Origin of the sequence: Candidatus Chlorobium masyuteum (assembly GCF_011601315.1) — a bacterium.
Lineage (GTDB): Bacteria > Bacteroidota > Chlorobiia > Chlorobiales > Chlorobiaceae > Chlorobium > Chlorobium masyuteum.
The window spans coordinates 129,774-155,271 of the sequence record NZ_JAAORA010000001.1 but is presented as its reverse complement, the minus strand read 5'-3'; the positions used below and the strand labels follow the sequence as shown (position 1 = coordinate 155,271).

23 protein-coding genes are annotated in these 25,498 nt (G+C 50.6%); 7 read left to right on the top strand and 16 right to left on the bottom strand.

Features of this window, described 5'->3' with window-relative positions; genetic code table 11:
- Positions 1–54: 54 nt before the first annotated feature.
- The 3 genes from recN to G9409_RS00670 form a co-directional block, all read right to left on the bottom strand.
- On the bottom strand, positions 55–1,770 hold the full coding sequence (gene recN, locus G9409_RS00680; protein ID WP_166806969.1) for a DNA repair protein RecN: 1,716 nt from the start codon (positions 1,768–1,770) through the stop codon (positions 55–57).
- Positions 1,771–1,962: 192 nt separating this feature from the next.
- Positions 1,963–2,163 carry a Sec-independent protein translocase subunit TatA/TatB gene (locus tag G9409_RS00675; RefSeq protein ID WP_166806968.1) on the bottom strand — a complete coding sequence of 67 codons (201 nt, stop codon included), beginning with the start codon at positions 2,161–2,163 and terminating at the stop codon, positions 1,963–1,965.
- A gap of 85 nt (positions 2,164–2,248) precedes the next feature.
- The gene (locus G9409_RS00670) at positions 2,249–2,869 is read right to left on the bottom strand and encodes a phosphatidylserine decarboxylase (protein WP_166806967.1); all 621 of its coding nucleotides are present in this window, start codon (positions 2,867–2,869) and stop codon (positions 2,249–2,251) included.
- Between the two features lie 218 nt (positions 2,870–3,087).
- On the opposite strand from G9409_RS00670, the gene tilS reads away from it, so the two are divergent.
- Positions 3,088–4,101 (top strand): tRNA lysidine(34) synthetase TilS, encoded by a 1,014-nt coding sequence (gene tilS / locus G9409_RS00665; RefSeq protein WP_166806966.1) that lies wholly within the window; start codon positions 3,088–3,090, stop codon positions 4,099–4,101.
- An 8-nt stretch (positions 4,102–4,109) separates the two neighbouring features.
- Here tilS and G9409_RS00660 read toward each other — a convergent pair whose 3' ends face one another.
- The 5 genes from G9409_RS00660 to trpD all read right to left on the bottom strand — a co-directional run bounded on the left by G9409_RS00660 (position 4,110) and on the right by trpD (position 8,164).
- On the bottom strand, positions 4,110–5,144 hold the full coding sequence (locus G9409_RS00660; RefSeq protein ID WP_166806965.1) for a hypothetical protein: 1,035 nt from the start codon (positions 5,142–5,144) through the stop codon (positions 4,110–4,112).
- 11 nt (positions 5,145–5,155) lie between these two features.
- Positions 5,156–5,596 (bottom strand): ribonuclease HI, encoded by a 441-nt coding sequence (gene rnhA, locus G9409_RS00655; RefSeq protein ID WP_076791748.1) that lies wholly within the window; start codon positions 5,594–5,596, stop codon positions 5,156–5,158.
- Positions 5,597–5,679: 83 nt separating this feature from the next.
- Entirely contained in the window at positions 5,680–5,895 is a 216-nt protein-coding gene (gene rpmB, locus G9409_RS00650; protein WP_006365473.1) for a 50S ribosomal protein L28, read from the bottom strand.
- Between the two features lie 146 nt (positions 5,896–6,041).
- The gene (chlG, locus tag G9409_RS00645; protein WP_166806964.1) at positions 6,042–7,034 is read right to left on the bottom strand and encodes a chlorophyll synthase ChlG; all 993 of its coding nucleotides are present in this window, start codon (positions 7,032–7,034) and stop codon (positions 6,042–6,044) included.
- Between the two features lie 74 nt (positions 7,035–7,108).
- A complete protein-coding gene (trpD, locus tag G9409_RS00640) occupies positions 7,109–8,164 on the bottom strand; it encodes an anthranilate phosphoribosyltransferase (protein ID WP_166806963.1) in 1,056 nt (351 codons plus the stop codon).
- A 97-nt stretch (positions 8,165–8,261) separates the two neighbouring features.
- On the opposite strand from trpD, the gene G9409_RS00635 reads away from it, so the two are divergent.
- Together G9409_RS00635 and cutA are read left to right on the top strand one after the other, a co-directional pair.
- Entirely contained in the window at positions 8,262–9,344 is a 1,083-nt protein-coding gene (locus G9409_RS00635; protein ID WP_166806962.1) for a M24 family metallopeptidase, read from the top strand.
- 19 nt (positions 9,345–9,363) lie between these two features.
- Entirely contained in the window at positions 9,364–9,729 is a 366-nt protein-coding gene (cutA, locus tag G9409_RS00630; RefSeq protein WP_166806961.1) for a divalent-cation tolerance protein CutA, read from the top strand.
- Positions 9,730–9,801: 72 nt separating this feature from the next.
- Here the strand turns inward: cutA and G9409_RS00625 are convergent, their stop codons facing one another.
- The 3 genes from G9409_RS00625 to G9409_RS00615 form a co-directional block, all read right to left on the bottom strand.
- A complete protein-coding gene (locus G9409_RS00625; RefSeq protein ID WP_166806960.1) occupies positions 9,802–10,971 on the bottom strand; it encodes a DNA polymerase III subunit in 1,170 nt (389 codons plus the stop codon).
- Between the two features lie 16 nt (positions 10,972–10,987).
- The gene (locus tag G9409_RS00620) at positions 10,988–11,899 is read right to left on the bottom strand and encodes a branched-chain amino acid transaminase (RefSeq protein WP_166806959.1); all 912 of its coding nucleotides are present in this window, start codon (positions 11,897–11,899) and stop codon (positions 10,988–10,990) included.
- Between the two features lie 219 nt (positions 11,900–12,118).
- Entirely contained in the window at positions 12,119–13,324 is a 1,206-nt protein-coding gene (locus G9409_RS00615) for a 6-phosphofructokinase (protein WP_006365461.1), read from the bottom strand.
- Positions 13,325–13,508: 184 nt separating this feature from the next.
- On the opposite strand from G9409_RS00615, the gene G9409_RS00610 reads away from it, so the two are divergent.
- A complete protein-coding gene (locus tag G9409_RS00610) occupies positions 13,509–14,783 on the top strand; it encodes an ABC transporter permease (protein WP_166806958.1) in 1,275 nt (424 codons plus the stop codon).
- Positions 14,784–14,822: 39 nt separating this feature from the next.
- Here G9409_RS00610 and ispF read toward each other — a convergent pair whose 3' ends face one another.
- The gene (gene ispF / locus G9409_RS00605) at positions 14,823–15,296 is read right to left on the bottom strand and encodes a 2-C-methyl-D-erythritol 2,4-cyclodiphosphate synthase (protein ID WP_166807428.1); all 474 of its coding nucleotides are present in this window, start codon (positions 15,294–15,296) and stop codon (positions 14,823–14,825) included.
- 205 nt (positions 15,297–15,501) lie between these two features.
- Between ispF and G9409_RS00600 the strand changes: the two genes are divergently transcribed.
- Positions 15,502–16,620 (top strand): DUF4407 domain-containing protein, encoded by a 1,119-nt coding sequence (locus G9409_RS00600; protein WP_235923201.1) that lies wholly within the window; start codon positions 15,502–15,504, stop codon positions 16,618–16,620.
- A 14-nt stretch (positions 16,621–16,634) separates the two neighbouring features.
- On the opposite strand, the gene G9409_RS00595 is transcribed toward G9409_RS00600, so the two are convergent.
- Positions 16,635–17,579: a dihydroorotate dehydrogenase gene (locus G9409_RS00595; protein WP_166806957.1), complete on the bottom strand. Its 945-nt coding sequence runs from the start codon at positions 17,577–17,579 to the stop codon at positions 16,635–16,637.
- Between the two features lie 100 nt (positions 17,580–17,679).
- Positions 17,680–19,791 carry an alpha-glucan family phosphorylase gene (gene glgP / locus G9409_RS00590; protein WP_166806956.1) on the bottom strand — a complete coding sequence of 704 codons (2,112 nt, stop codon included), beginning with the start codon at positions 19,789–19,791 and terminating at the stop codon, positions 17,680–17,682.
- Positions 19,792–19,963: 172 nt separating this feature from the next.
- On the opposite strand from glgP, the gene G9409_RS00585 reads away from it, so the two are divergent.
- Positions 19,964–20,815 (top strand): metallophosphoesterase family protein, encoded by an 852-nt coding sequence (locus tag G9409_RS00585; protein ID WP_407926787.1) that lies wholly within the window; start codon positions 19,964–19,966, stop codon positions 20,813–20,815.
- Positions 20,816–20,886: 71 nt separating this feature from the next.
- Here the strand turns inward: G9409_RS00585 and G9409_RS00580 are convergent, their stop codons facing one another.
- Positions 20,887–21,357 (bottom strand): rubrerythrin family protein, encoded by a 471-nt coding sequence (locus G9409_RS00580; protein ID WP_166806954.1) that lies wholly within the window; start codon positions 21,355–21,357, stop codon positions 20,887–20,889.
- A 215-nt stretch (positions 21,358–21,572) separates the two neighbouring features.
- Here G9409_RS00580 and G9409_RS00575 point away from each other — a divergent pair, with 215 nt between their 5' ends.
- A complete protein-coding gene (locus G9409_RS00575; protein WP_166806953.1) occupies positions 21,573–23,537 on the top strand; it encodes a tetratricopeptide repeat protein in 1,965 nt (654 codons plus the stop codon).
- 47 nt (positions 23,538–23,584) lie between these two features.
- On the opposite strand, the gene carB is transcribed toward G9409_RS00575, so the two are convergent.
- Positions 23,585–25,441 (bottom strand): carbamoyl-phosphate synthase large subunit, encoded by a 1,857-nt coding sequence (carB, locus tag G9409_RS00570; protein ID WP_166806952.1) that lies wholly within the window; start codon positions 25,439–25,441, stop codon positions 23,585–23,587.
- Positions 25,442–25,498: the final 57 nt, after the last annotated feature.

Genomic DNA, 25,498 nt, shown 5'->3' with positions numbered 1-25,498 from the left:
AATGATGGTAACTGTTTTTTCGACCAGGTCATATAATGGATGTGCAGGAGCACTTCAGTGACGAACCATTGATTCCGCTCCGGCAACCAGCTCGGCGGCAAGCGTGAGTGACGATACTGAAATCCGGTTTCCGCTGATGAGTGCGGCAATGGCCTGAATACGGCTTTCCCGGTCGAGAACGGTTACCTCGGTTACCGTTCTCTCTGCCAGCACAGATTTCTCTACAGAGAGGTGCAGATCGGCCATAGCGGCTATCTGCGGGAGGTGGGTGATGGCGATAATCTGGTGAAGCCGGGAGAGGGTTTTCAGGCTTTTTCCGACGGCATCGGCAATCCGACCGCTGATACCGGTATCAATTTCATCAAAAACAAGAATCGGCAGATCAGCGGATGCAGCGAGCGCACTTTTCAGGGCGAGCATGATTCTTGAGATCTCGCCACCGGATGCCACCTTAACGAGAGGTCTTGGTTTTTCACCCGGATTGGTAGAGATCAGGAACTCTATACGGTCATAACCGTTCGGCAGTGCGGTATATGTTTTCCCTTCAAGTGCAATCTCGCCATTCTCCTGCTCCTCATGCACCATGCTCACGATGAAGGTGGCATTCGGTATGCCGAGATCTGCGAGTTGCCGCTGAATGATGCTTTCAAGGCGGAAGGCCTCCTTCTGCCGTTTGAGGGAGAGTCTCTCTGCATCAACGGAGAGTCTCTCTTTCTGCTGCATGATCTCACCTTCAATTCGGGAGATCTCCTCTTCAAGATTGTTTTCAAGAGCTATTCTTGTGTCAAGTTCATCCCTCAGTTCGATAAGCTCCTGCAGCGTTCGACCATATTTTTTGCTGATACGCTGGAGCTGGAGCTGGCGTTCACGAAGTTCTTCCAGTCGCGAGGGATTGAAATCAATAGCAGCAGCGTAGCTGCGGCTGAACCGGGCAAGTTCGTCAACAATGCTTTTTGCCGTGCGGGTCTCCTCAAGATGAATAGCAAACTGTTTGTCAATAGCAGAAAGCTTCTCAAGGGTATGGATAGCCGTGCTCAGGACGGAGTAAGCCGAATGCTCACACTCATAGAGCAGATCGCTGAGTGCTGTACTGAGGGTAAAGAGGGTTTCTGCGTTTTCCAGAAGTGTGATTTCAGTTTCGGCAGACTCTTCTTCACCCCGTTTAAGGTTGAGCATATTGAGCTCGTTGAGCTGGAAGTCAAGCAGCTCTTTTTTATCGCGAATTTCAGCCACCTCTTTATTGAGTCGTGCTATCTCAAGCTGGAAATTCCGGAGCCTTGTGCGGGTTGTTCTGTAGGCGGTCACTTCCGGCAGGGTCCCTGCAAAGTCATCAAGAAGCGTTTCGTGGGTTTCGGCGCGCAAAAGGAGCTGGTGTTCATGCTGGCCGTGCAGATCAATCAGCAGCTCCCCGATCTGCTTGAGGAGCCCTGCAGTGCAGGGTGTATCATTGATGAAGCAGCGCGATTGACCGGTTGAAGAGAGCTCCCTGCGGAGAATAAGCTCCCCGGCCGGTTCGATATCAGCGTCATGCAGAAGGGTGTCAATTTTCTCACTTCCTGCCTCTTTCAGAACCGCTTCTATAACAGCTTTGTTAGCGCCCGAGCGGACAAGGTCACTGCTTGCCCGTTCTCCGAGAACAATGTTCAGGGCACCCATCAGAATCGATTTCCCTGCACCTGTTTCACCGGTGATAATAGTCAGTCCGGGCCTGAACTCAACCGTTAGCTCCTGGATCAGAGCGAAATTTCTGATATAAAGGCTGAATAGCATATCCGGGGTTTCTTGATCTGTGCAGTCAACTGCAAAGATAACGCTAAAAAAAGAAAAAGGTACTATCCTGTCCATTTTACAGCAGTGCTCATGCCGTGCCGTTTTGACAGATCAAGGGAGTGAAGGCTCTTGTGGATGTTCAAAAAGCCCTGGCAAGGGCTTTTTGAAATGAGGGTTATGGCTTGCAGCGAGTCAAACGGTTGTCGATTTATCCTTTTTCGGGGTTTCATCGGCAGCTTTGTTGAACTCCTCTTCGATATCATTCTGGGCCTTCTTGAACTCTCTCATCCCCTTTCCCAGACCTTTTGCCAGCTCGGGAAGTTTTTTTGCACCGAACAACAGCAGAATGATCAGCAGAATAAGAATGAGTTCCTGTCCACCTAATCCAAACATCGCAACTCCTCCGGAGATGATAAAATGATATAATGCTACTCAATGATAATTATATAAGGAATAAGCATTCCGAAACCAACATTTTTCAGTATCTCGCCAGGATGGTCCGGCCTGCGACTGATTTCTGGCCAACCTGAACCTCAACGGTTGCCCCGGGAGGAAGGGTGAGATCCACTCTTGAGCCGAACTTTATCATGCCGAACCGGTTGCCTATGGTAACCTGCTCATCTTTTTGAAGCGGACAGACAATTCTCCGGGCCAGAAATCCTGAGACCTGGCTGAAGAGCACCCTGATCTCACCATTGTCAATACCGATCTCCATTTTTTCATTACTCTCCATACTCCGGTTGTCAAATGCCATAAGGAACTGACCGGGTTTGTAGTTTACTTTTGTGACTCTGCCGCTGATGGGGATCCGGTTGACATGAACATTGAAGGGTGACATGAATATGCTGACCAGCGTACTCTCTTCCTGCTTCTGAACCAGAAGGATGCTGCCGTCTGCCGGTGCAAGGATTATACGCTGTTCATTCGGGACTTTTCGTTCAGGGTCACGGAAAAAGTAGAGGGTAAAGAGGCTGAAGGAGGCTGTGGCAATGAGCAGTGCAATTTTGACTCCCGGTGGAAAAAATAGGGCGGCACCGCTGCAGAGCATACAGATCAGTAAAGCTTTTATCATGGTGCTGTAACCGTAGGGAGTAAACATAGGTTTTTGTCGAGGAGCGGTTTGTGATGGTAAGCGTACCAAACATGATAATTATTTATCTTGTACCTGAAAAAACAGGGTAAAGATTTTCGGTTTGTTTTGCAACTATTGTTCGTTGTAATGGTTAGCGAGTCTGATCAGGAACACTCTCTTCCCGTTGTTGTGAAAACGAAGCAGGGGTTGCTTCTTGCGGGAAAAACGATAATGAGCGGGGAACAGTGAATGCTTTAGAGAAAAAGTTTCTCAGTCAGATAAAGGCAAGGAGGCTTGTTGACAAAGGTGAAAGGGTTCTTGTTGCTCTTTCCGGAGGTCCGGATTCAATGGCCATGCTCTCCCTTTTCACGGCACTGCGTCCGGTGCTGCATCTTCAGCTTGCTGTAGCTCACTGCAACTTCCTGCTCCGTGGCAGAGAGAGTGACGGTGATGAGGATTTCGTGCGTGAGGCGGCTCTCAGGCTCGGTATGGAGTGCTTTGTGGAGCGATTTGATACCCGGCTTCATGCCTTGAAGCTGAAAAAGTCTCTTGAAGAAACCGCACGAATTCTCCGTTACGGTTTTTTTGACAAGGTGCTTGAGGAGCAAGGATTCTCGAAGGTTGCCACTGCTCATCATGTCAGCGATAATGCCGAGACTATTCTTTTTAATCTCTTCAGGGGAACTTCTCTTCCTGCTCTCAAGGGGATCAGAGCCCGAAATGACCGGATCATCCGGCCGATGCTGCTGCTTCATAAGACCGAAATCAAAGACTACCTGAAAGAGAAGGGCATTGCGAGCCGGATTGACAGCAGTAACAGTTCCGATGACTACGACCGGAATTTTATCAGGAACCGCGTCATTCCGCTGATCGAGGAGCGGTTTGCCCATAAACTGATGCCATCGCTCCAGAGAGTGTCGGAACAGGCAGGGGAGCTTGAAGAGTTTCTTGAACTCTATTTTGAAAACCTTGCTGAATGCGAACCTGGACTTTCACTTGTTGATGGCAGGCTTGAGATCGGTGCGCTCAGGAAGCTGACGGTTTTCGAACAGAAAGAGATTTTCAAAAGAGCTCTGCGCGAAATGGATGCGCCGGTTGACGGCCAGGCACTTCAGAAGCTGGTTGATCTACTGAACTCCCGGCCGGGAAAAGTGGTGATGGCCGGCAGAGGGCTGCAGGTTATCTGGAAAGGCAGAGTGCTCTGTTTTCTGCGGGATCCGCTCTCTTCTCCTGGCAGCCCGGACTCTGTGGAGAGGTAACCGGGCAGTTACTTTTTCTCTTTGGCCTGCTGGAAGAGTTCGATGGGAAGCTTCGTATGAATAATCACTGATTCATAGTTCTGCTGAATATCAAGCTTTTCAAGCAGTTTTTTCGCCTGGTCGGATGTTCTTGTACCGGCGAGCTCCGAAAGCTTGATTGCCCCCCAGAGAAAGGTTGAGGAGAAATAGGCTGCCCGTCTGGTTGTATAGACCCATTCGCTCTCTGCTTCAATCCCGTCATTGAGTTTCAGGGAGAGAGCCATACTCCGGATACGGTTCAGGTTTCCGAGGGTTTTCATGTCCCGGTTAGCCGACGTGAGGCTTTGCAGTGCGCCTGTGGTCCATGATGCGGAAGGAAGAGCAAACCAGAGATGTGATTTGTATACAGCCTTGTCAATAAGGGTTGTTGTGAGTGAGTCCCGCGTGTAAAAGCTTCCGGTTGGAACGAGGAACTCCTGAAGCATACTCCTGCTGTTGGCAAAAGCTATACGTTTCGGATCAAGCTGACAGATCCAGAGTGTACTGTCGAGAGCGTAACATTGCCGGCCCCCTATTTTTTCAGAGAGGCTGCTGTTTGATTTGAGAAATGATTCGGGAAGCTTTTTTGAAAATGGGCCCCAGGCAACGCCTATAAAGTGCTGCTCTTTGTATCCCCTTCGCCTGAAACTGATCAAGAGGGTGTCAATATCCTCAGTGGGGTTGATCCGTGAAGCTTTTATGATTGCCTCGACCCTTCCTTTTGGCTGGAAGAGCGGTGCCTTTTTCAGCGAATCAGGAATGATCTCCTTCCAGATACGGCTCTGGCGGATATCTTTCAGTCCAATGTAGATAAGGGCATCTGATTTCCCGGGAATCCTGTCAACCAGACCCTTGATCTCCGGGTTTAACGGTTCCGGCTGCACTCTTGTTTTCGGCCAGTTGATCCAGACTACTATGGCAAGAAAGCAGATCATGCTGAATGTGCTGATCAACAGGAGGAGCCCCGCCCCCTTTTTGAAGGAGCGTTTTTTCTCTCTTGTGTCAGGTCCGGTTTTCCTCGGCATACAGCAACTGGTTATGGATGTTTTTTTATGGCTTCCCGTGCCAACACGTCGCAGCGATTGTTGTAGGGATTGTCGCTGTGGCCCTTCACCTTATGAAAGGTAACCTCATGCAATCTAATCAACTTCAGGATTTTTTGCCACAGATCCGGATTCTCGACATTTTTTTTTGCTGCCGTTTTCCAGTTATTGACAACCCATCGTTTCAGCCACCCCTCATTGATGGCGTTGACGAGATAGCTTGAGTCGCTGTAGAGATCAACCTTGCAGGGCTCCTTGAGTGCTTCGAGCGCTTCTATTGCCGCAGTAAGCTCCATACGGTTATTGGTTGTCGCCGGAGAGTATCCTGATAGTTCGCGGGTTGAAGGACCGTACATCAACAGTGCTCCCCAGCCACCGGGCCCCGGATTTCCGCTGCACGCGCCGTCAGTGTATATGATCAGTTTTTTTTGCATAGACAAAAAAAGGCTCAACCGTTGATGATTGAGCCTTTATAAAACATTGAAAATCTTGAGTGCCCTTATGGATCCGGACGCTCTTATACCAGTTTGGCGAGCTCTGCGGTACCGGTTTTAGCGATAATTCTCATGGCTTTTGCAGAAAGCTTGACTTTGACAAACCGCTTTTCCTCTTCAATCCAGACTTTTTTTGTGTGGAGGTTCGGCTCAAAACGGGTACGGACATGGTTGTTCGCATGGGATACCGTATTACCATATATAGGCTTTTTACCGGTCAGAAGACAAACTTTTGGCATGGTGCAATCAATTGGTGTTAAAAAAACGAAATTGAATATAACAATAGTTTTGTAAACCCGAAACCGATTATTGTCGCTAAGGCAGGTCAATACATCGTCGGAACAACGAAGCAATCAAATTGCGGAACAGAGTTATCAAACGCTCGTTATGGGCGGATGCCGACGGCGCACACCATCATCGACAGTACATAGAGCAGGGTTCCGAATGCGTTGTACCATACCGCTTTTTCGAGGGGTTTGGCAATCAGGATTTTCTGCATCGGCAACTGGGCAACAAGCAAAAAAAGAGCAATCACGGTTGTTGTCATGGAGCCTTTGTAGACAAGAATGGCAATGGCGGCAAGCTGGGCAAGATCCATAAGAATTGCGGCCAGAACTGCTGCTTTTTTCTCTCCGAGCTGGACCGGGATGGAGGCAACCTTGCGGATACGGTCACCGACAACCGATTTGAAGTCGTTGAGCGTCATGATGCCGTGTGCACCGATTGAAAAAATAATTGCAAGTGCAATGGTCTCCATTGATGGAACGCCCTGGGTAATGGCAAAACTGCCGGTCAGCCATGCAACACCCTCATAGGCCAGACCGACGATGAGATTGCCGAACCAGCCGTTTCGTTTAGCCCTGATTGGCGGGCCGGAATAGGCGTGTGACATCAGTACCCCGACAAAGGCGATGGCGACGACATAGGGGTGGATGGAGAGGGCTACGAGAAAGCCGCTGACAATCAGGCCGAAGGTAATCAGCCAGCTTGCAGATTTTGATATTTTCCCTGCCGGGATAGGTCTGTCGGGCTCATTGATAGCGTCAACTTCGCGGTCGAAGTAGTCGTTCATGGTCTGCGACATGGCGCACATAAGCGGACCGGCAAGGAGAACTCCCCGAAGAAGTATGTCCCAGTTGGCAGCTACACCTTCACCGGTTGATACCACACCACAGGCAAAGGCCCACATCGGGGGGAACCAGGTGACCGGCTTCATGAGCGGCAGGATAGCTGAAGGGTCGATCCTGAAGCCGGGCTTGTTGACATTTTCAAGTGCCTGCCGGATGATCTTCTGACGGTCGTCGCTCACTCCTGACTGACGAAGCTTTTCATTGATGCTGTGCTGCATCTCAGGATTTAGCGTTTCGCTTCCGTTCATGGGTGTAATGATTCTCGCTTCGGCTTAAAAACAAGGGAAACAGTATACAAGTTTTTTGGCATAAAGATAAGCATTTAGTTTACGCCCGACCTGTATTTCTCGGTGAGCTGAGTGTTTATTTTCAGAATCTCATTGAATTTTTTCTCTGCACGGCCACTTTTAAGAGCATCTGCAGCTGCACTGAACCCTTCATTAATGGATGATGCTTTTCCTGAAACAAAACAGGCCATGGCAGCGGTGAAGATGCTTGCATCAAGATGAGCCTGCGGAGCGGAACCGTCAAGGATGTTGCGGATAATGGATGCGTTTTCATCTTTGGTTCCTCCCTTGATATCCGACAGGGCATGGCGGCCAAGGCCGAAATCTTCAGGATAGATGGTTTTGCGCCGCACTGAGTGGTGCAGAATCTCGATAACATACGTTGGCCCGTTAAGGCTCGGTTCATCAAGAGCAATACCCTCTTCAGTCATGGAGTGAACCACAAGCGCATGCCGCGCCCCGGTCTGCAGGAGAACCTCGGTATAGAGCTCCATGAGCTCCTGGTTGAATACGCCGACAAGCTGCCTTTTTGCCCGAGCCGGGTTGATAAGGGGGCCGAGAATGTTGAATATTGTTCTGATACCCATCTCCCTGCGGATACCGGCTACCCGTTTCATCGACGGGTGGTAGAGGGGGGCAAAGAGAAAGGCAAACCCTGTTGCTTCAAACAGCTCCTTTGTCGCATCAGGAGGAAGATCAATCGTAAATCCGAGGGCTTCGAGCACATCGGCACTGCCACAACTGCTCGTTACCGAACGGTTTCCGTGCTTGGCGATGGGGACTCCCGCACTGTTGGCAATAATTGATGCAGTGGTCGAAATGTTGAAGGTGCCGGCATGATCTCCGCCGGTACCGCAGGTATCAACAGCATCTTCATCAAGGGATATGCAGTTGGCTTTTGCCATCAGGCTCTGATAGGCTCCGACAGCCTCCGCAGCCTTCACCCCTTTCTTTTGCAGGAGCGCAAGCAGTGCCGCGATGACAACATCGGAAAACACCCCGTCCATGATGCTGTTCATGCAGTAGGTCATCTCTTCCTGTGAAAAATCCTCCCCTGTGAGCAGCTTTTGCAGTAACTTCTTTTGCGGCATATATCGGATTGGTTGGCAAATGAGTTCGAATATTCGTAAATGTAAATAATAATGAGAATTGATATAAATCTAAATAATCAGAGCTGATTCAGAGCTTATGGATAACGTATACCGGGAAGCTGCCCTGAAGATGGTTCTTGGCAAAATGATGGCCCAGGCTCTTGATGCCTGTATTGTTACCGATCTTTCGGTTATCCGGTGGCTTACCGGTTTCAGCGGCTCCAGCGCCAGAATGATTGTTACCAGGGAAAAAAGCTGGCTTTTTACCGATTTTCGCTATAAGGAGCAGGCGGCCCGTGAGGTGGTTGTGGCTGAAACGGTGATTTCAACCGAAGGGTTTGATGCCGAGCTTGCTTCGGGCCGATACGCCCTTGGAGAGAGCGTTGCCCTGCAGTCGGATAATATTACCTGGCACGAAGCAACACGACTGATCGAACGGCTTCACGGACGGCAGCGGGTTATTCCTGTTCATGCTTTTTTTGATGAGTTCAGGATGGTCAAACATGAGACCGAACTGATGAAGATGCGCCGTGCGGCAGAGATCAGTGAAGCGGTACTGGAAGCTGTGCTTCCCCTCATCACGCCTGTGGCTACGGAGCTTGATATTGCGGCTGAGATTTCATACCAGCATAAAAAACTCGGAGCAGAAAAAGACTCTTTTGACCCGATTGTTGCCGGAGGTCCCCGTTCTGCCATGCCTCATGCAAAACCTTCATCAAACCCGTTCAAGCCCGGAGAGCTGATTGTTATCGATATGGGTTGTGTCTATGAGGGGTACGCCTCCGACCAGACAAGAACCCTCTCACTTGGTACGGCTTCAGAGGAGGCCCGCACTGTTTACCGTATTGTCCGGGAGGCTCAGGAGCTCGGCATAGCCTCGGCGACGTGCGGCATGACCGGCAAGGAGCTTGACAGGATAGTGCGTGGATATATTGCCGGTCACGGCTACTCGGATGAGTTTGGTCATGGTCTCGGCCACGGTGTTGGTTTCGAAGTGCATGAAGAGCCGAGAATCAGCCCGAAAGGGGAGCTGGTGCTTCGGGAGAATATGGTTTTTACCATTGAACCGGGAATTTACCTGCCCGGCAGATTCGGCGTGCGCATTGAGGATACGGTGGTACTCGGAGCGCACGGCGCCGAGCCTTTGCAGCGTTTCAGCAAGGAACTTATTGAACTGTAATCTTATTGCCCCGGAGATCATGAAAAGCGATTATTGCATGGTTATCACCACGGCCCCTGACCGGATGGAAGCCGAAAATCTTGCCGAGGGTATTCTGGAAAACCATCTTGCTGCCTGTGTACAGATGGCTGATATCCGGAGCTTTTTTATCTGGGAGGGAGCGCTGCAGAAAGAGGATGAAGTTGCGCTCTCCATCAAAACCACCGAAGCCCGCTACACTGCCCTTGAGGCCTATATTTTGGAGTATCATCCCTACGATGTGCCGGAAATTATCAAGCTTCCCGTAACCGGAGGTCTTCCCGGTTATCTCAACTGGCTTGACTCCACGACCGGGGATAGGAAAAATATAGACTCCGAGGGCCCAAAGGACCAGGAGATGCTGTAGTACCTCTTTTTACGTTTCCTTGCGGTCCCTGTTGTCCTTTTGGTCCTTTTCGGAAATTCTCCTCAAAGCCTTTCAGGCCCGTTGCAGCAGGCGGCGGATTTCGGAGGTATAGGAGGCCATGACGAGGAGCGGACTGGCGTTGCGTTCGATGGTGCGGATCGCCTCTTCGGTGAGGGTTGAGATGGTGAAGAAATCCGCATGGGGGAAGTTCCGGGCAAAACGGTCAATCGAGTCGGTAATGTCGGGGTTGTTGAGTTCCGCGAACTCCGGCACAATTTTGCGGTGGTTGATGTCCTGAAAGAAGAGCAGGAGCGCGCCAAGAAAGAGCGTCAGCTCACTGCGCGTCAGGTTTCGGGCACACTCTTCAGCGGCCATAATAGCTTCATGGAAGCGGTTCGGCGTGAGCACCTTGCGCAAATAGTCGAGCGCCTGGTTGCGCAGGAGCATGGTTGGCGTCTCAGCTCCATTGCTGTTACGGTTGTTGATCAGCTCCCATGCAAGCCTGAGGTTTCCCCTTGAAAAACTGATAATAAAGCTCAGTTCGGGCTCCACAATTTCGGGGCGGTTTTCCATCAGCCAGAGGCGCAGTTCCCGGGCGGTTACTTTTGAGAAGCGGAGAGCCTGGCATCGTGAGCGTATGGTCGGAAGGAGCCCGTCCGGCCTTGAGGTTACCAGAATAAACAGCACATGAGCAGGCGGTTCCTCAAGCAGTTTCAGCAGCTTGTTTGCTGCCGAGGGGTGCAGGCGGTCAGCCTGCGAAATAATGAAGATCTTTTTGCTTCCCTCACCCGGCATAAAGGAGGCTTTATGCTGAAGCGCGATAATCTGTTCGGTCAGAATGCCCATGGAGCGCTCCATGGCGGGAGAGAAGTAGGGATTCTCTTTTTTTTGTTCAAGCAGCGCTTCGTAGCGTTCCCTGGCCTCGGTAAACTTTTTGTTCTCTTTTTTTGCCCCCTCCCCGGTGTCAAGCAGGGCTGATTCGACAGGAAAGAGATACTCAATATTCTGGTGCATGAAGGAGCGAACCTGCATACAGTCAGGGCAGGTTTCGCATGAGCCCTCCCCGTTCTGAAGTGACGCTGTGCGGCAGTTGAGAATTGAGGCGAGTTCAAAGGCAACGGACTCTTTTCCCGACCCTTCCGGGCCGGTAAAAAGGTAGGCATGAGCAAAGCGGTCTGTTTCAAGAGCTTTCTGCAGAACACGGATCTGCTGTTTCTGACCGATAATGTTTTTCCAGCTCATGCCTTCTCTGTCACCGTCATATAAAGGTCAGCCAGTTGTAGGGATCTTCGCCGGTCTGAACGATTTTCAGGTAGTGGTGCTGCAGTGCTTCGGTAATCGGACCGCGCCGTTCATTGCCGATCGGATATTTGTCGATGCTTCTGACCGGGGTGATCTCTGCCGCCGTACCGGTCAGAAAGACCTCATCGGCAACATAGAGCGCTTCGCGGGGAATAAGGGTTTCACGAACCTCGTAACCAAGCTCTTTTGCGATGTGCATCACGGCGAAGCGGGTAAAGCCGGGCAGAATTGACTGACCGGACATGGGGGTATAGATAATGCCATCCCGGACGACGAAAATATTCTCGCCGCTCCCTTCGGAAACATAACCGTTGACGTCAAGCGCAACGCCTTCGGCATAGTCGTCCATCAGGGCTTCCATTTTGATGAGCTGCGAATTCAGATAGTTTCCTCCGGCCTTGGCCCATGAGGGCAGAGTGTTCGGCGCCGGACGGGTCCAGGATGAGATCCGGACGTCAACACCGGTTTCAAGAACATCCTCTCCAAGATAGGTGCCCCACTCCCAGGTGGCAATGGCAACTTCGATGGATGCACGGTGAGGGTTTACTCCGACTGCCCCCTGTCCGCGGTAGACCAGCGGACGGATGTAGCAGGCTTTCTGACTGTTGGCGTGGATGGTGGTGATGACCGCATCTTTCAGCTCCTTTTCGGAGTATGGAATTTCAATACGGTATATTTTCGACGAGTCCCTGAGCCGTTTGATATGTTCGTCAAGAAAGAGCACCGCCGAGCCTTTGAGGGTCTCATAGCAACGGATCCCTTCAAATGTGGATGAACCGTAGTGGACAACATGTGACAGGATGTGGATTTTGGCGTCATTCCAGTCAATCAGTTCGCCGTTCATCCAGATTTTAGCAGACTTGTTCATGATGCGGGTATTGGATGTTAAATCGTTACCGGTCTAAAACTCAAAGATATATTGTTTTGAGTTTTTTGAAAGTAAATGGAGCTGTTTTTCTGTAGTGTACGGGTAGATAATCTACTTTATCATCCGGTTCATGCAGCCGGATGTAATGCGGAAGAGGTGCGAGAGGAAACAGCAAACCCGCATGGTATTGCGGGTCTGCTGATCTTGAATTGGTAACGCTCAGTAGATTCTTTCGTAAACGCCGTCCACTTCACGAAGTATCGGCTCATAGAGGCTGGCTTTTCGTCCGAAGCAGATGCCGAGCGCTTCATACATGGCGACATGGTCAAGATCGACATGGCGCTGGACAATAGCTTTGCTCGATTCAATGTATTCAATTTTACGACCCCTGACTTTGGATATTGTCACTCCTGTTTTGCCGTCAAGAAGGAGCAGTATCGCCGCCGCTCCGGCTTCGAAGCCGAAGTTGACATCGTAAGCCGAAGAGCTGCCTGAACGGACAAGGTGGCCGGGATGGACTTCACGCACTTCGGGAATCTCGTAGATTCCTTCAACGAACATACCGGTCTCTTTCATAAAAATCGGCATGGCCGGGTCGGTTTTCATTCTTTTCTGGATCTGCTGGCAGGTGAATTTGCCTGCACCGGCCAGTTTCTTGTGGCCGAAAGCATCAACGCCGGCTGATTCATCAACAATGTCGCTGCCATCTGCATTTTTAATGCCTTCGGCAACCACAATGGTATAGGTTCCGCTGTTGACATCGCTCTCCCTGATTCTGCGGGTAAAGCGCTCCTTAAGGTGTTCGTAGACGACATCCCAGTCTGCCGGAATTTCCGGAATGAGAATACAGTCGGCTTCGGCCGCGACGCCACTGCGGAAAGCGGTATGTCCGGCATACCGGCCGAATACCTCGGTTACGAGTACACGGTTGTGGGTTCTGCCGGTGGTTTTCAGGTCATGGACAAACTGCGCAATGCGGTTGATCGTGGAGTCTCCGCCAACCGAGTAGGTCTGGAGGTCCAGATCCATGGTTTTCGGCGCATGGATGCACTGTATGCCATTCTGGTTGAGGTCAACCATAACGCTTCCGGAGTCGTCACCGCCGCTGATGACAAGAGCGTCAAGGTCAAATTTTTTCATGCCGGCCTTGATGCGGTTGTACTTTTCCGGATTGCTTATTGCCTTGATTTTAACTCTCGAATGACCGGCTTCGGATCCCGCAAAACTGGCATCGAACAGGTCAAGTCGACTCTGGTCAAGACGGACGATAGATGGCTGATCAATGAGGTTGTAGAGTCCGGCGTAGCCGTTTGGAATGATATAGAGTTCGAGGTCTTTTGACAGAGCCATCATTGCTGCGCCCTTAAGCACTGCATTGAGTCCACCACAATCTCCTCCGCTGGTCAGTATGCCTATTTTTTTCACGGTACTCTTCTCCTTGAATGCTCGGGTTAGTTTTTAATGGCCGAATTTAGTTATTTAACTGAGGAACTTGTTGCTCCTGCTTCTGGCAATCAAGATAGATTTTTTGTCTGATTTTTCAACGCAAAGCTGCAAAATTTAAATAGGTGAGGATGCTTCCCTTAATGCCAGAATTGCTCATTATTTCATGAATTATCTGGACCAGGCAAGGATTGCTTTCGTGCATCTCAGGGAGAGAAAGCGCCAGACACTCCTGACCGCTCTTGGTGTTGCTGTCGGTTCAGCCATGCTTGTGACTACTATTTCGGTGGCTCGGGGTTCTTCGTCGAATGTCATAGCCAAGGTCATTGATACCATGCCGCATGTTATGGTGACAGCCGAGAGAGTGGTGCCGCTTATTCCGGACAATATCATCGGTCAGAACTCCCGGCGGATTGCCATGGTGACGAAAAATATCACACCGGACAAGCAGGAGGTTATCAAGAATTATGCCGGGGTTGTTGAGAGTATTCGTTCAGTCAAGGAGCTGCAGAGTATTTCACCGTATGTTCTCAGCAAACTCCTTGCCCGCAACAAAACACGATTTACACCCTGCGTTGCCCGCGGGGTTGTACCGCAGCTTGAAGGGGAGATTGCCGGTCTTAAAAAGAATCTGATTGAAAAAAATGCTCTTGAAGAGCTCTCCTATACTCCGAATGGTATTCTTGTTGGAGATCTTCTGGCGAAAAAACTCAATGCAGGCTATCACTCAAGAGTTGTGCTGGTGACAAAAAACAGCGAGGAGTTCCCGGTAACGCTGGTGGGCCGCTTCAGCAGCGGCTTCAATGCCAAGGATGAGCGGGAAGCCTATGTCAATCTTGCCCTTGCCCAGAGAATGGAGGGAATTGCCTCGAACTCGGTGACCGGAATCGGGATGAGAACGGAGCATGTTGAGCGTGCTGCAGAGACGGCTGCAGAGGTGCAGAGACTGAGCGGTTATAAAAGTGAGAGCTGGGATGAGACCAACCGGAATGTCATTGAGTTCTATAACCGGAATGCCCTGATTACCCTTGTGCTTGTCGGTTTTGTCTTTATTGTTGCAGGCCTCGGTGTCTCTTCGGTTATGACCACTGTGGTACTGCAGAAGGTGAAGGATATTGCCATCATGCGCTCAATGGGTATGCCTGCGGGGAACATAACCCGGATATTCATGCTTGAAGGGTTGATGATCGGGATTCTCGGGGTGCTCATCGGAAGCCCGATGGGCCATGTGATATGCCACTTTGTCTCTTCCATCCGCTTTGAGGCCAGTACGGCAGGCGTGCTGAAAAGTGACCGGATCAATCTGATAGAAACGCCGGACGCGCACCTTATTGTGATTGTTTTCGGCATCCTGATTGCCGTGCTCTCCTCCATGAGCCCGGCGCGAAAGGCAACACGCTATCAGCCGGTCCGTATTCTCAGGGGCGAGGTAGGCGCTTAGGGTTATGACCGGGAGTCCGGATGCTCAGGAGCAGTGTACTCAGATTTTTTTGATGATGCAGACAGCATGTGCGGCCGCACCCTCTTCGCGTCCGATATAGCCGAGTTTTTCGTTTGTTGTGGCTTTGACCGAGACCGTTCCGATCTCCATATTGAGACAGCGGGCAATGTTTTTACGCATGACGGTGATGTAGGGAGCTATTTTCGGCGCTTCAAGCAGCAGCATGGCATCAACATTGACCGTCCGGTAGCCGTTTTTCTCAAGCAGTTTTCCCACATGCTTCAACAGGATCATGCTGTCGATATCCTTGAATTCCATGCTGGTGTTGGGGAAGTGCAGACCGATATCTCCCAGTGCCGCAGCACCAAGCAGTGCGTCACTGACCGCATGGAGTAAAACATCGGCATCGCTGTGGCCTTCAAGTCCTTTTTCAGCAGCAATTTCAACACCGCCGATAACCAGTTTCCGGCCCTCTGCAAAAGGGTGTACATCAATACCGATTCCAATACGCATGGTCATAGAGAGTTTAAAGGGTTATGTCAGCAGGGTCTAAAGATAGAATAAATCATGAATATTTGGAACTGGGAGGCTTGTTGATGGGCAGTAACGCCTGAAAACAGCGTTGATTTTGCCTGATTTGAACTTTTACCGCCCCCTTTTCTATGAAATGAAGAAGATATTCCGGAAATTTCCTTAACAAGTGGCGCCAGAGAGATCAATGAGCGTGCATAGGAGTACCATGACCTTTTCCCGATTACAGCGTTTTTTCTGGATCTGCTCCGGAACTCCGGTTTCAGTGATTGAAAAATATCCGACCGAGCACAGCAAATATATCGGTATAGGGGCAACCATATTTTTCACTGCGTTTTTTGCCGGTCTTTCCGGTGGATACGCGCTCTATTTTGTTTTTGCCGGTTCTGCTTTTGCCTGGTTGTGGGCTCTCCTTTTCGGCTTTATCTGGGGGCTGGCGATTTTCAATCTCGACCGGTACATTGTTTCAGGCATCAACAAAAGCTCCAAAGGGCTGAAACAGTTCTACCAGGCATCCCCCCGTCTGATATTTGCCGTACTGATAGCCCTGGTCATTGCCCGACCCCTCGAACTGAAAATATTTGACAAGGAGATCCGCGAGCAGCTTCGTCTTCGTTATCTCTCGGATCAAAGGGAGATGATAGGAAAGGTCCAGAGCTCATTCAGGGAGAAATATGCTCTTGAACTCGGCCAGATTGCTGCCTATCAGAAAGAGTATGACACTCTGAGCAGCGAAGTGAACCGGTTGCGGGAGGAGCTTAAAGCAGAGGTGTTCGGTTCCCATACCGCCACGACTTCCGGTGTGGAGGGGTATGGTACCTATGCGAGAAACAAGGAGCTTGTTGTGAAGGCTAAACAGACAAGACTTGAATTTCTTGCGGCTCAGCTTGCCGGACTTCAGGAGTATATGAACCGCCAGAAAGCCGCAGAGGGGATCAACTCTCAATCGATACAGAATGAAAAAGAGATGGATCAGGCCATCGCTGTTGCCGGTTTTGCCGACAGAAACTGGGCACTTGGCGAGTTGACCCACTCGGCAAACGATGTGAGCCGCTCTTCGGCAAATGCGGTTACCTTTATCACTCTGCTCTTTATTGCCTTCGAATGTGCGCCGCTCATTGTCAAGCTACTCTCCGATATCGGACCTTCTGATGTGGATATCAGGGAGTCGGAGTCCAGAATTATTTCGCAGTTGACCAGCAGCACATTTCTCTCACGCACCCGGATTGTCCGCGAGTACCGGACTCCAGGCTCCAAAAAAGGGGGGCGGCGGGCAAAGCGGTATCTCTCGAACAAGAGGTGGTAGAACGAGAGCGCTGGCTAACCGGTAACAAGACTTCCGCTGTACTCTCTGATGGGTATCGCTCCCGGCGCAGAGAAATGCTGTTCTATGGCTGCCGCCACCTTTTCGCTGATGTCCGGGTAGACAAAGTTCATGGTGCCGATCTGAATCGCCCGCGCTCCGGTGACGAGAAATTCCATCGCGTCTTCAAATCCGGCAATACCACCCATACCGACCACCGGAATTTTGACGGCATTATAGACCTCCCAAACCTTTGCGAGTGCGATCGGCTTGATAGCCGGTCCGGAGAGTCCTCCGGTGATGTTTTTCAACAGCGGCTTGCGGGTTTTGTAGTCCACCGCCATGCCGACAACGGTATTGATGAGTGAAACCGAGTCTGCACCGGCCTCTTCAGCAGCAAGTGCGATTGAGCTGATCGAGGTGACATTTGGTGTCAGCTTGATCATGAGGTGACGGTGGGTTATTTTTCGCAGTTCCGAAACGATTTCAAAGGTCGCGTTCGGGCTGACACCCATAATCATGCACTCCCCCTTGACGTTGGGGCATGAAAGATTAATTTCATAGCCGTCAAGTCCGTCAACCCGGTCCAGTTTCGAGACAACTTCACCGTACTCATCGATCGAGCGGCCGGCAATATTGACAATAACGGCCGTATCAAGGGTTCTGAGAAACGGAACCTTCTCCTCTATGAAGCGTTCAATGCCGACATTGGCCAGTCCGATGGCGTTGATCATGCCCGAAGGGGTCTCTGCAATCCGTCGCGGGCGGTTGCCTGCCCGGGGTTCGAGGGAGATTGCCTTGGTAACGATGCCGCCTATTGTAGAGAGGTCACAGAGCCGGCTGAGCTCTTCGCCATAGGATACGGTACCTGATGCAAGGAGCACCGGAGATTTCAACTCCAGTCCCCGGCCAAGGGAGACCGATGCGCATGTGGCCGGTTTGGCGCTACCGTGTTGGCTCATGATGGTCAGTGCTTGTTTCGGCACTCTCCTGAACCGGACTTGATGATGATGCAATCAGTCCGGTTCAGGATGCGCAGAGTGAGTATCGTTTACTTTTACGTTACTTGTTCAGATAGTAGCGGGTTGCGTAATCCCTGACCATTCTGTGGGTGTTGTATTCCGGTGCAATGGTGGCAATGGCGTTCCGGATTTTTTTGATCCACTCGGTCGGAATATTCTCTGCGTTTCGATTGTAGTATGCAGGAATGATCTGGTTTTCCAGTGTCGAGTACATCTTTTCGGCATCGAAACGGTCCTGTTCCTCATGATTTTCGAAGAATTCACCGTTGCCTATTGCAAAGCCGTTCTCGCCGTTATAGGCTTCAGGCCACCAGCCGTCCAGCACACTGAAATTCAGCCCGCCATGCAGTACGGTTTTCTCGCCCGATGTTCCGCTTGCCTCCATCGGCCTGACCGGGGTGTTCAGCCAGATATCAACGCCGGAAACCATCCGTTTTGCCACACCGAGATTGTAGTTCTCCAGGAAGATAACCTTGCCGGTAAACTGCGGACGGCGCGAGTGATGAACAATCTGGCGGATATAGTCCTTTCCTGCATCGTCATGCGGATGGGCTTTTCCTGCAAAGACAATCTGCAACGGCATATCCGCATGATTGATGATCCGGTCGAGACGGTCAAGATCACTGAAAATTAGCGGTGCCCGCTTGTACGTAGCAAATCGTCTTGCAAAACCTATGGTCAGCACGTCCGGAGAGAAGGTGTTTTTCGGAGAGCGCATCACATCGTACTCGTTGTAGAAGGTATTGGAGTGCTGGTGAAACAGCTGGTTAGCCAGGTAGCGGTCGATAAAGTCGAACAGATTGCGCTTCAGGCTGTAACGCAGAGACCAGAGTTCGGAATCGGAGACTGTTGCAAGAGCAGCTTCAGCCGCTTCACGTGAAAGGGTCATCTCGTCGATACTGCCGGCATGGTTTTTCCAGAAACTGTCGGTCAAACCGCATGTCCAGCTGCTGGCGTGCACGCCGTTGGTGATATGACCGATCGGCACATCCGCAACCGCTTTGTCTTTATAGAGGTGCTGCCACATGGTGCGAGAGACCTCTCCATGCAGTTTTGATACTCCGTTTGCCGCCCTCGACAGATTGAGTGCAAGCACCGTCATGGTGAAGAGGCCATAGATATTATTCCGGTCTTCGGAGCCGAGCAGCATTAGATCATCGAACGTAATGCCTGTAGTGGCCAGGTACTTGTCGAAGGTGTAGTGCATCATCTCTCTTGAGAATCGGTCATGACCGGCAGGAACCGGTGTGTGCGTAGTGAAAACGCAACGCGAACGGACACTTGCCTTTGCCTCCTCTTGTGTAGCTCCTTTTGCATGCTCCATGGCCAGCAGCTCAAGGGTGAGAAATGCCGAGTGCCCTTCGTTCATGTGATAGACTGCGGGTTTTTCACCAAGCTCTTCAAGCAGCTTGACGCCGCCGATTCCGAGGACGATCTCCTGGTTGATACGCATGTTCTGGTCACCGCCATAGACACGGCAGCAGATATCGCGGTAGTGGGATTCATTTTCCGCAATATTGGTGTCAAGCAGGTAGAGTGTTGCCCGGCCGACCTTTAAACGCCATGCCTGTGCAAAAACTTCGCTTTGTGCTATATTAACGGAGATGACAAGATCACTGCCGTCAGCCCGTTTTACTTTTTCAACCGGAAGATGTTCAGGGTGCTGAAGCGGGTAGTCTTCCATCTGCCATCCATCGTGATTGAGGTACTGGCGGAAGTATCCCTCCCTGTAGAACAGGGTGATGCCGATAAAGTTGATGCCAAGGTCACTGGCCGATTTGATGTGATCTCCGGCAAGAACCCCGAGTCCTCCTGAATAGATCCTGACACTTTCATGGATACCGAACTCCGCGCTGAAGTAGGCTACAGGACGCTCAACAAGTTCCGGAGCGTTTTTTGCCGCCCAGGTCTCTTTATCGTTCATGTAGGCAGTAAAGCGGTCGTGTGCGGCATCTATTTTTTTGCCGAAATCGCCATAACTGCGAGCTTCCAGTTCATCCTGGGAGATATGCCGAAGCAGTTCTACCGGATTGTGGTTGTTCCGTTCCCAGAGCAGAGGAGAGAGTTCCTCAAAAATCTGTTTTGCTTCTGTATCCCAGGACCACCAGAGATTTCTTGTGAGTTCGTTAAGAGAGACTATTTTTTTTTGCATAATGAATTATGAAATGCTTTGCTTTGCTGTAGCAGGTTGAATGAGAGGCAGAATCTTACAGCATTAAGAGACTTTTGCGGCTTTTGACGTTTGCCCTTGTGAATGAAAATATGGCTCAATTTACTGTTTTAGAATAAAAAACCGCAAACATAACGATTTGAATACAGGAGAGGTGAAAATAGCGCACCTGTCGGACCTTCATGTTTCCGGCAGGAGGGATCGCCGCCAGCTCGAAGATCTTGATCGTATGTTCGATCATCTCAATACCGCAGGCTTTGATCATCTGGTCATTTCCGGGGACCTCAGCAATACAGCAAATTCCGGTGACTGGGGGGTGGTGAAAGAGAAACTGGAGAAGCATGGTCGCTACCATTGGGAGAAGACCACTGTTATTGCCGGTAACCATGATTTGATCAATCTTGAAGAGGAGATGCGTTTTTATAACGCCCTGAATCCCTTGCCGCTTCTCAGAAAAAAAGCATTTGATCGCAAGCTCGCTAATTTCTGCCGGTATTTCCGGGAGTTGATTACCGGAGAAGAGGGCGGATCTCCGATCTATCCGTTTGTCAAGATCATCAACTATCCTTCGGTCAGAATTGCCATTGCCGCATTCAATTCAGTTTTCCCCTGGTATCCGGCTGATAATCCTTTAGGGGCAAGAGGTGAAGTTGATCAGAAGCAGCTTGATGCATTTTCCTCGGAGAGCCTTCTCTCGACGCTCCGGGAGTGTTTTGTGATCGGGCTCTGCCATCATGCCTACAGGGTATACGGTACCGATTCGCTGATTGATCAGGCTTTTGACTGGACCATGGAGCTGAAAAACCGGGATGAGTTTCTCGATCTGATGATGGCCCTGCATGCAAAACTGGTACTGCACGGCCATTTTCACCGTTTTCAGTCCTATATGGTTAAAGATCTGACCTTTATTAACGGGGGAAGTTTTCGCATCATGCCAAAGCAGTACAGTGAGCTGATCGTGGACGGGCAGGGGGGATTCACTCAGCGCTTTATCATGCTGCCGTGATACCGTTCTTAACGGCACTACCGTTTATTCCGGGTTCTGCTGCTGTTCCCGCAGATTCGCAATCGCGGTGATCAGCCTATCCGGTTTGTTTTCATGTAGCTGCGGATTCTTTCGGCATGATCGCGATCCTCCTGGTTGAGCTGCTTGAAAATATTTGAGGAGTAGGAGTGTGTCGGGCTGTCGAGAAAGTGCTGAAAATGGGACTCTCCGGCGGCCAGTTCAATGTCAAGTGCGGCCTGAAATGCTGCTGTTCTTGAAGGCGGTACGGACGAATAGGCTGCTATGAGAGCCGAAATTTTTTCGTTGGTATCAATAAGGGACTGAAGGTCTTTGGAGAGCAGATTGTCCGGAAAGAACTCCATCGGCTGAGGCTGTTTTTTTTCCTGCTGAAGGAGTGATGCGTGCCCTCTCTCCTCCATGGCGAGCTGCCACCAGAAATCCTCGTCTTCGGAGAGCTGGTCATGCAACAGCGTGTAGAGTTTTGCCAGGCTCAGCTCAAGTTTTATTGACTCGTCAAGGTGTTTCAGAAGTGTAGCGGGCATGGGTAAAAACGTTTGGTTTTGGTTCAGTGCAGGCGAACGGCTGCTCCGGCATCGGGACAATCTTCTGACCGTAAATATAACCGAGATATTATTTCCTTCAGGCCATTATTTTCATGAAGAGGGAAAAAGTTCTCTGCTTACCTGATCCCATTGAGCTTTTTAGTGCTTGTGCTTGCCATTGATGAACACGATTAAACCGGAAAAAGTTTGTGGCAATGGGAGGAGAATTCGACAGAGCCTATGCTCTTCACATGCAGGGCCGTTTTGAGGATGCATTCGCTCTTTACCAGAGTGTACTGAGTCGGAATCCCCTTCATTTCGATGCGTTGCATCTTTCGGGAGTGATTGCCGCCCAGACCGGTGACCTCCTTCGGGCAGCAGAGTTGATCAAACGGGCATTGGAAATAGATCCCCGGCATATCGATGCCTTGAACAACCTCGGCTATGTATTCAGGGGGCTTGGTCGCATGGAATCGGCGATCGAAATGCATGACAGGGCACTTCTGCTCGAACCTGCACATGCAGATCACTGGTATAACCGCGCTCTTGCCCTTCATGATCTTGCCCGCTTTGAAGAGGCTGTCGGGAGCTTCCGGAAGGCACTCTCCCTGAAGCCGGACTTCGCCGATGCATGGAATATGCTCGGGGCGACTCTCAATGCTCTGAAGAGTCATGAGGCAGCTCTGGAGTGTTATGAGCGGTCGATTGCACTGAACCCGTCAACTCCGGCAGCCCATAACAACAGGGGGGTTGCATTGAACGATCTCGAACGGTTTGCCGAAGGGCTGAGAAGTTGTGAGCAGGCTCTTGCTCTGCATGCAGGGGATGTTACCGCCTGGAATAACAGGGCAATCTCCCTGATGGGCCTTGATCGTCATGAGGAGGCACTTGCAAGTTGCATGAAGGCTATTGAACTGGATCAGGGGAGTGCTGAAGCGTGGACGCTTCTTGGCGTGGCGTTGAACTATCTGAAGCGCTACGGGGAGGCGATTGAGGCTCATGACCGTGCCTTGCGGTTGAAACCGGGAAATGCAAAGGTATACAACAATTTGTCGGTGGCATTGAATGGCCTGAACCGTTTCCCGGAAGCCCTTTCAAGCTGCACGAAGGCTATTGCACTTAACCCGGACTACAGCGGGGCATATATCAACAGCGGTAACGCATTGAATGGGCTCGGACGCTATAACGAAGCGATTGCATGCTATAGCAGGGCACTTGAAAAAGAGCCTGACAGTATTGATGCCCGCTGGAACATCGGTTTCAATCAGCTTCTTGTCGGTAATTTCCGGGAGGGTTGGCAGAACTATGAGTGGCGATGGAAAAAGAGAGAGATGAAGGGTAATGTCAGGGAGTTTTCTCGGCCCGAATGGAATGGAAAGGATTCACTGGATGGCCGAACCATTCTTCTCTACAGTGAGCAGGGTCTTGGCGATACGATCCAGTTCTGTCGCTATGCAGGAGTTGTCAGGGATATGGGGGCAACGGTCACTCTTCAGGTGCAGGATGCACTTGCAGTGCTGTTAGCAGGCACTCTTGAAGGGGTAACGATTATCAGTGAAGATGCGGAAGTTCCTCCCTGTGACTTTCATCTTTCACTTATGAGTCTTCCCGGGGTTTTCAATACCGTTGAGCAAACCATTCCTGCCGATAAAAACGGTTATATCAATGCTGATCAAATAAAAGTTAAGAAATGGCAGGAAGTTCTTGGCCCTCGTTCAATACCACGTGTTGGTATTGTCTGGAGTGGATGCTTAACCCATGGCAATGATCATAACCGGAGCATTCCGCTCTCTGAATTCGTCAGCCTGCTGCCGGAAGGATTCGAATATATAAGCCTCCAGAAAGAGGTGCGCGAGAGTGATAGAGAGGTGCTGCGCGAGCATCCAGGAATAGTGCATTTTGGTGAACAGCTTGCTGATTTTGCTGATACAGCGGCTCTCTGTGAGCTGGTCGATCTGGTGGTGAGTGTTGATACAAGTGTGGCGCATCTGGCAGGAGCGATGGGCCGACCGGTCTGGATTCTTCTGCCGTTCAATCCCGACTGGCGATGGCTGCTTAAGCGAGATGACAGCCCGTGGTACCCCACCGCCCGTCTTTTCCGTCAGGAGTCTCCCGGTGAATGGGAGCGTGTGATGATTGCTGTCAGGGAGGAGCTGCTTAAAAGATTTTCCGGATGCTGAAACAAAGAAGCCCGCGATGTGCGGGCTTCTTTGCGTATAACGTGGTGTTACTTGTTGCGGTAGGCGGCGTACTCCTGGAGGCTTTTGACGCCGAACTCCTGATGACGGATACAATCTATCGCCTGTACCGATGCTTCGGCTGCCTCAATGGTTGTGACAAACGGAACATTGTTCAAAACTGATGCAGCGCCGATAGCCTCCTCATCATGCAGGGCTTTTTCGCCTCTCGGTGTGTTGATGACAAAGTTGATCTTGCCGTGCTTGATAATGTCGAAGATGTTCGGTCGTCCCTCTTCTCCCACCTTGAACACCTTTTTGCACTCAATGCCGTTCTCTCTCAGGAAGCTGTAGGTTCCGGCAGTGGCAACAAGATCGAAATCCATGCGGTAGAGCGCTTTGGCAATAGCGATGATCCTCTGGTTTTTATCCTGGTCATTGACGCTGATGAAGACTGCTCCGGAGAGGGGCAGGTGCATGTTTGCCGCCTGATAGGCCTTTGCAAAGGCTTCAGGGAAGTTGTCGGCAAGGCTCATGGCTTCACCGGTTGAACGCATTTCAGGGCCGAGATAAACCCCTGATTTTGCAAACTTTGAGAAAGGAAAAACCGGTTCCTTGATCGAAATGTGGGTCATACCGAGTTCATCGCAATCTTTCAGGTCATACTCCTTGCGCAGATCGCTGAGCTTTTCTCCGAGCATAACACGTGTTGCAATTTTTACAACCGGAATTGCTGTAGCCTTGCCGACAAAAGGAACCGTACGGCTTGCTCTCGGATTCACCTCAATGACATAGACACTCTCATTCTGAACGGCATACTGTATGTTCATCAGTCCCACAACCTTGAGGTTTTTTGCAAGGGTGCGCGTATATCCCTTCATGGTCTCTATGGCCTTCGGACTGATGTTGTGATAGGGCAGAATTGAGGTGGAGTCACCGCTGTGTATGCCTGCTGCTTCAACATGCTGCATGATACCGCTGATGACGCAGTCCGAGCTGTCGGCAATGGCATCTATGTCGAACTCAACCGCTGTTTCCAGAAAACGGTCGATCAGGAGCGGATATTTTTCGGTAATGAAGAGCGCCTGATCGATATACTCCTTGAGCGAGTCGTCATTGTAGACAATCTTCATTGCCCGTCCGCCGAGAACGTAACTCGGGCGAACCAGTGCAGGGTAGCCTATTCTGCGGGTAATCTCCTTTGCCTCCTCAAAGCTGATGGCTGTGCCGTATTCGGGATGGGGAATCTCAAGCTCTTCGAGAAGCGCTCCGAATTTTTTACGGTCTTCAGCAAGGTCTATCCCTTTTGAAGAGGTTCCGAGAATGGTGACGCCGGCTTCATGCAGCTTGGTCGAGAGTTTGAGGGGTGTCTGGCCGCCAAAGCTGACAATAACGCCGAGCGGCTTTTCATGCTCTATGATACGGATGGTATCTTCAAAGGTGAGCGGCTCAAAGTAGAGTTTATCGGCAATATCGTAGTCTGTCGAAACGGTTTCAGGGTTACAGTTCACCATGATGGTCTCATAACCGGCCTCCCTGAGAGCAAAAACAGCCTGGACACAACAGTAGTCAAACTCGATACCCTGGCCGATCCGGTTGGGGCCGCCTCCGAGGATTATGACTTTCTTCCTGTCAGAGGAGATTGATTCGTTTTCCTCCTCGTAAGTTGAGTAGTGGTAGGGTGTTTTTGCATCGAATTCAGCCGCGCAGGTATCGACGGTTTTGAAGACGGATTCAACACGGTAATGTTTTCTGAGAGCCCGGATTGCGGGTTCGGAACTGTTGAAGATATTGGCAAGTTGAAAATCGGAAAAGCCGTGCTGTTTTGCTTTCAGAAGCTGCTCTTTCGGGAATTTCCGGGAAAGGTCAGTAACCTCCTGCGGCAGGTCGGAAGCTTGAGTGGTCATGCAGTCTCAGTAGTTTTGAAAAAGCTTCAGGATTCGACAGTGTAAAGGTAATAATTC

Excerpts from the sequence above, each read along its gene's own strand:
- recN (WP_166806969.1), bottom strand. The coding sequence starts at position 1,770 with ATGCTATTCAGCCTTTATATCAGAAATTTCGCTCTGATCCAGGAGCTA.
- G9409_RS00675 (WP_166806968.1), bottom strand. The coding sequence starts at position 2,163 with ATGTTTGGATTAGGTGGACAGGAACTCATTCTTATTCTGCTGATCATT.
- G9409_RS00670 (WP_166806967.1), bottom strand. The coding sequence starts at position 2,869 with ATGTTTACTCCCTACGGTTACAGCACCATGATAAAAGCTTTACTGATC.
- G9409_RS00660 (WP_166806965.1), bottom strand. The coding sequence starts at position 5,144 with ATGCCGAGGAAAACCGGACCTGACACAAGAGAGAAAAAACGCTCCTTC.
- rnhA (WP_076791748.1), bottom strand. The coding sequence starts at position 5,596 with ATGCAAAAAAAACTGATCATATACACTGACGGCGCGTGCAGCGGAAAT.
- rpmB (WP_006365473.1), bottom strand. The coding sequence starts at position 5,895 with ATGCCAAAAGTTTGTCTTCTGACCGGTAAAAAGCCTATATATGGTAAT.
- chlG (WP_166806964.1), bottom strand. The coding sequence starts at position 7,034 with ATGAACGGAAGCGAAACGCTAAATCCTGAGATGCAGCACAGCATCAAT.
- trpD (WP_166806963.1), bottom strand. The coding sequence starts at position 8,164 with ATGCCGCAAAAGAAGTTACTGCAAAAGCTGCTCACAGGGGAGGATTTT.
- G9409_RS00635 (WP_166806962.1), top strand. The coding sequence starts at position 8,262 with ATGGATAACGTATACCGGGAAGCTGCCCTGAAGATGGTTCTTGGCAAA.
- cutA (WP_166806961.1), top strand. The coding sequence starts at position 9,364 with ATGAAAAGCGATTATTGCATGGTTATCACCACGGCCCCTGACCGGATG.
- G9409_RS00625 (WP_166806960.1), bottom strand. The coding sequence starts at position 10,971 with ATGAGCTGGAAAAACATTATCGGTCAGAAACAGCAGATCCGTGTTCTG.
- G9409_RS00620 (WP_166806959.1), bottom strand. The coding sequence starts at position 11,899 with ATGAACAAGTCTGCTAAAATCTGGATGAACGGCGAACTGATTGACTGG.
- G9409_RS00610 (WP_166806958.1), top strand. The coding sequence starts at position 13,509 with ATGAATTATCTGGACCAGGCAAGGATTGCTTTCGTGCATCTCAGGGAG.
- ispF (WP_166807428.1), bottom strand. The coding sequence starts at position 15,296 with ATGCGTATTGGAATCGGTATTGATGTACACCCTTTTGCAGAGGGCCGG.
- G9409_RS00600 (WP_235923201.1), top strand. The coding sequence starts at position 15,502 with ATGAGCGTGCATAGGAGTACCATGACCTTTTCCCGATTACAGCGTTTT.
- G9409_RS00595 (WP_166806957.1), bottom strand. The coding sequence starts at position 17,579 with ATGAGCCAACACGGTAGCGCCAAACCGGCCACATGCGCATCGGTCTCC.
- glgP (WP_166806956.1), bottom strand. The coding sequence starts at position 19,791 with ATGCAAAAAAAAATAGTCTCTCTTAACGAACTCACAAGAAATCTCTGG.
- G9409_RS00580 (WP_166806954.1), bottom strand. The coding sequence starts at position 21,357 with ATGCCCGCTACACTTCTGAAACACCTTGACGAGTCAATAAAACTTGAG.
- G9409_RS00575 (WP_166806953.1), top strand. The coding sequence starts at position 21,573 with ATGGGAGGAGAATTCGACAGAGCCTATGCTCTTCACATGCAGGGCCGT.
- carB (WP_166806952.1), bottom strand. The coding sequence starts at position 25,441 with ATGACCACTCAAGCTTCCGACCTGCCGCAGGAGGTTACTGACCTTTCC.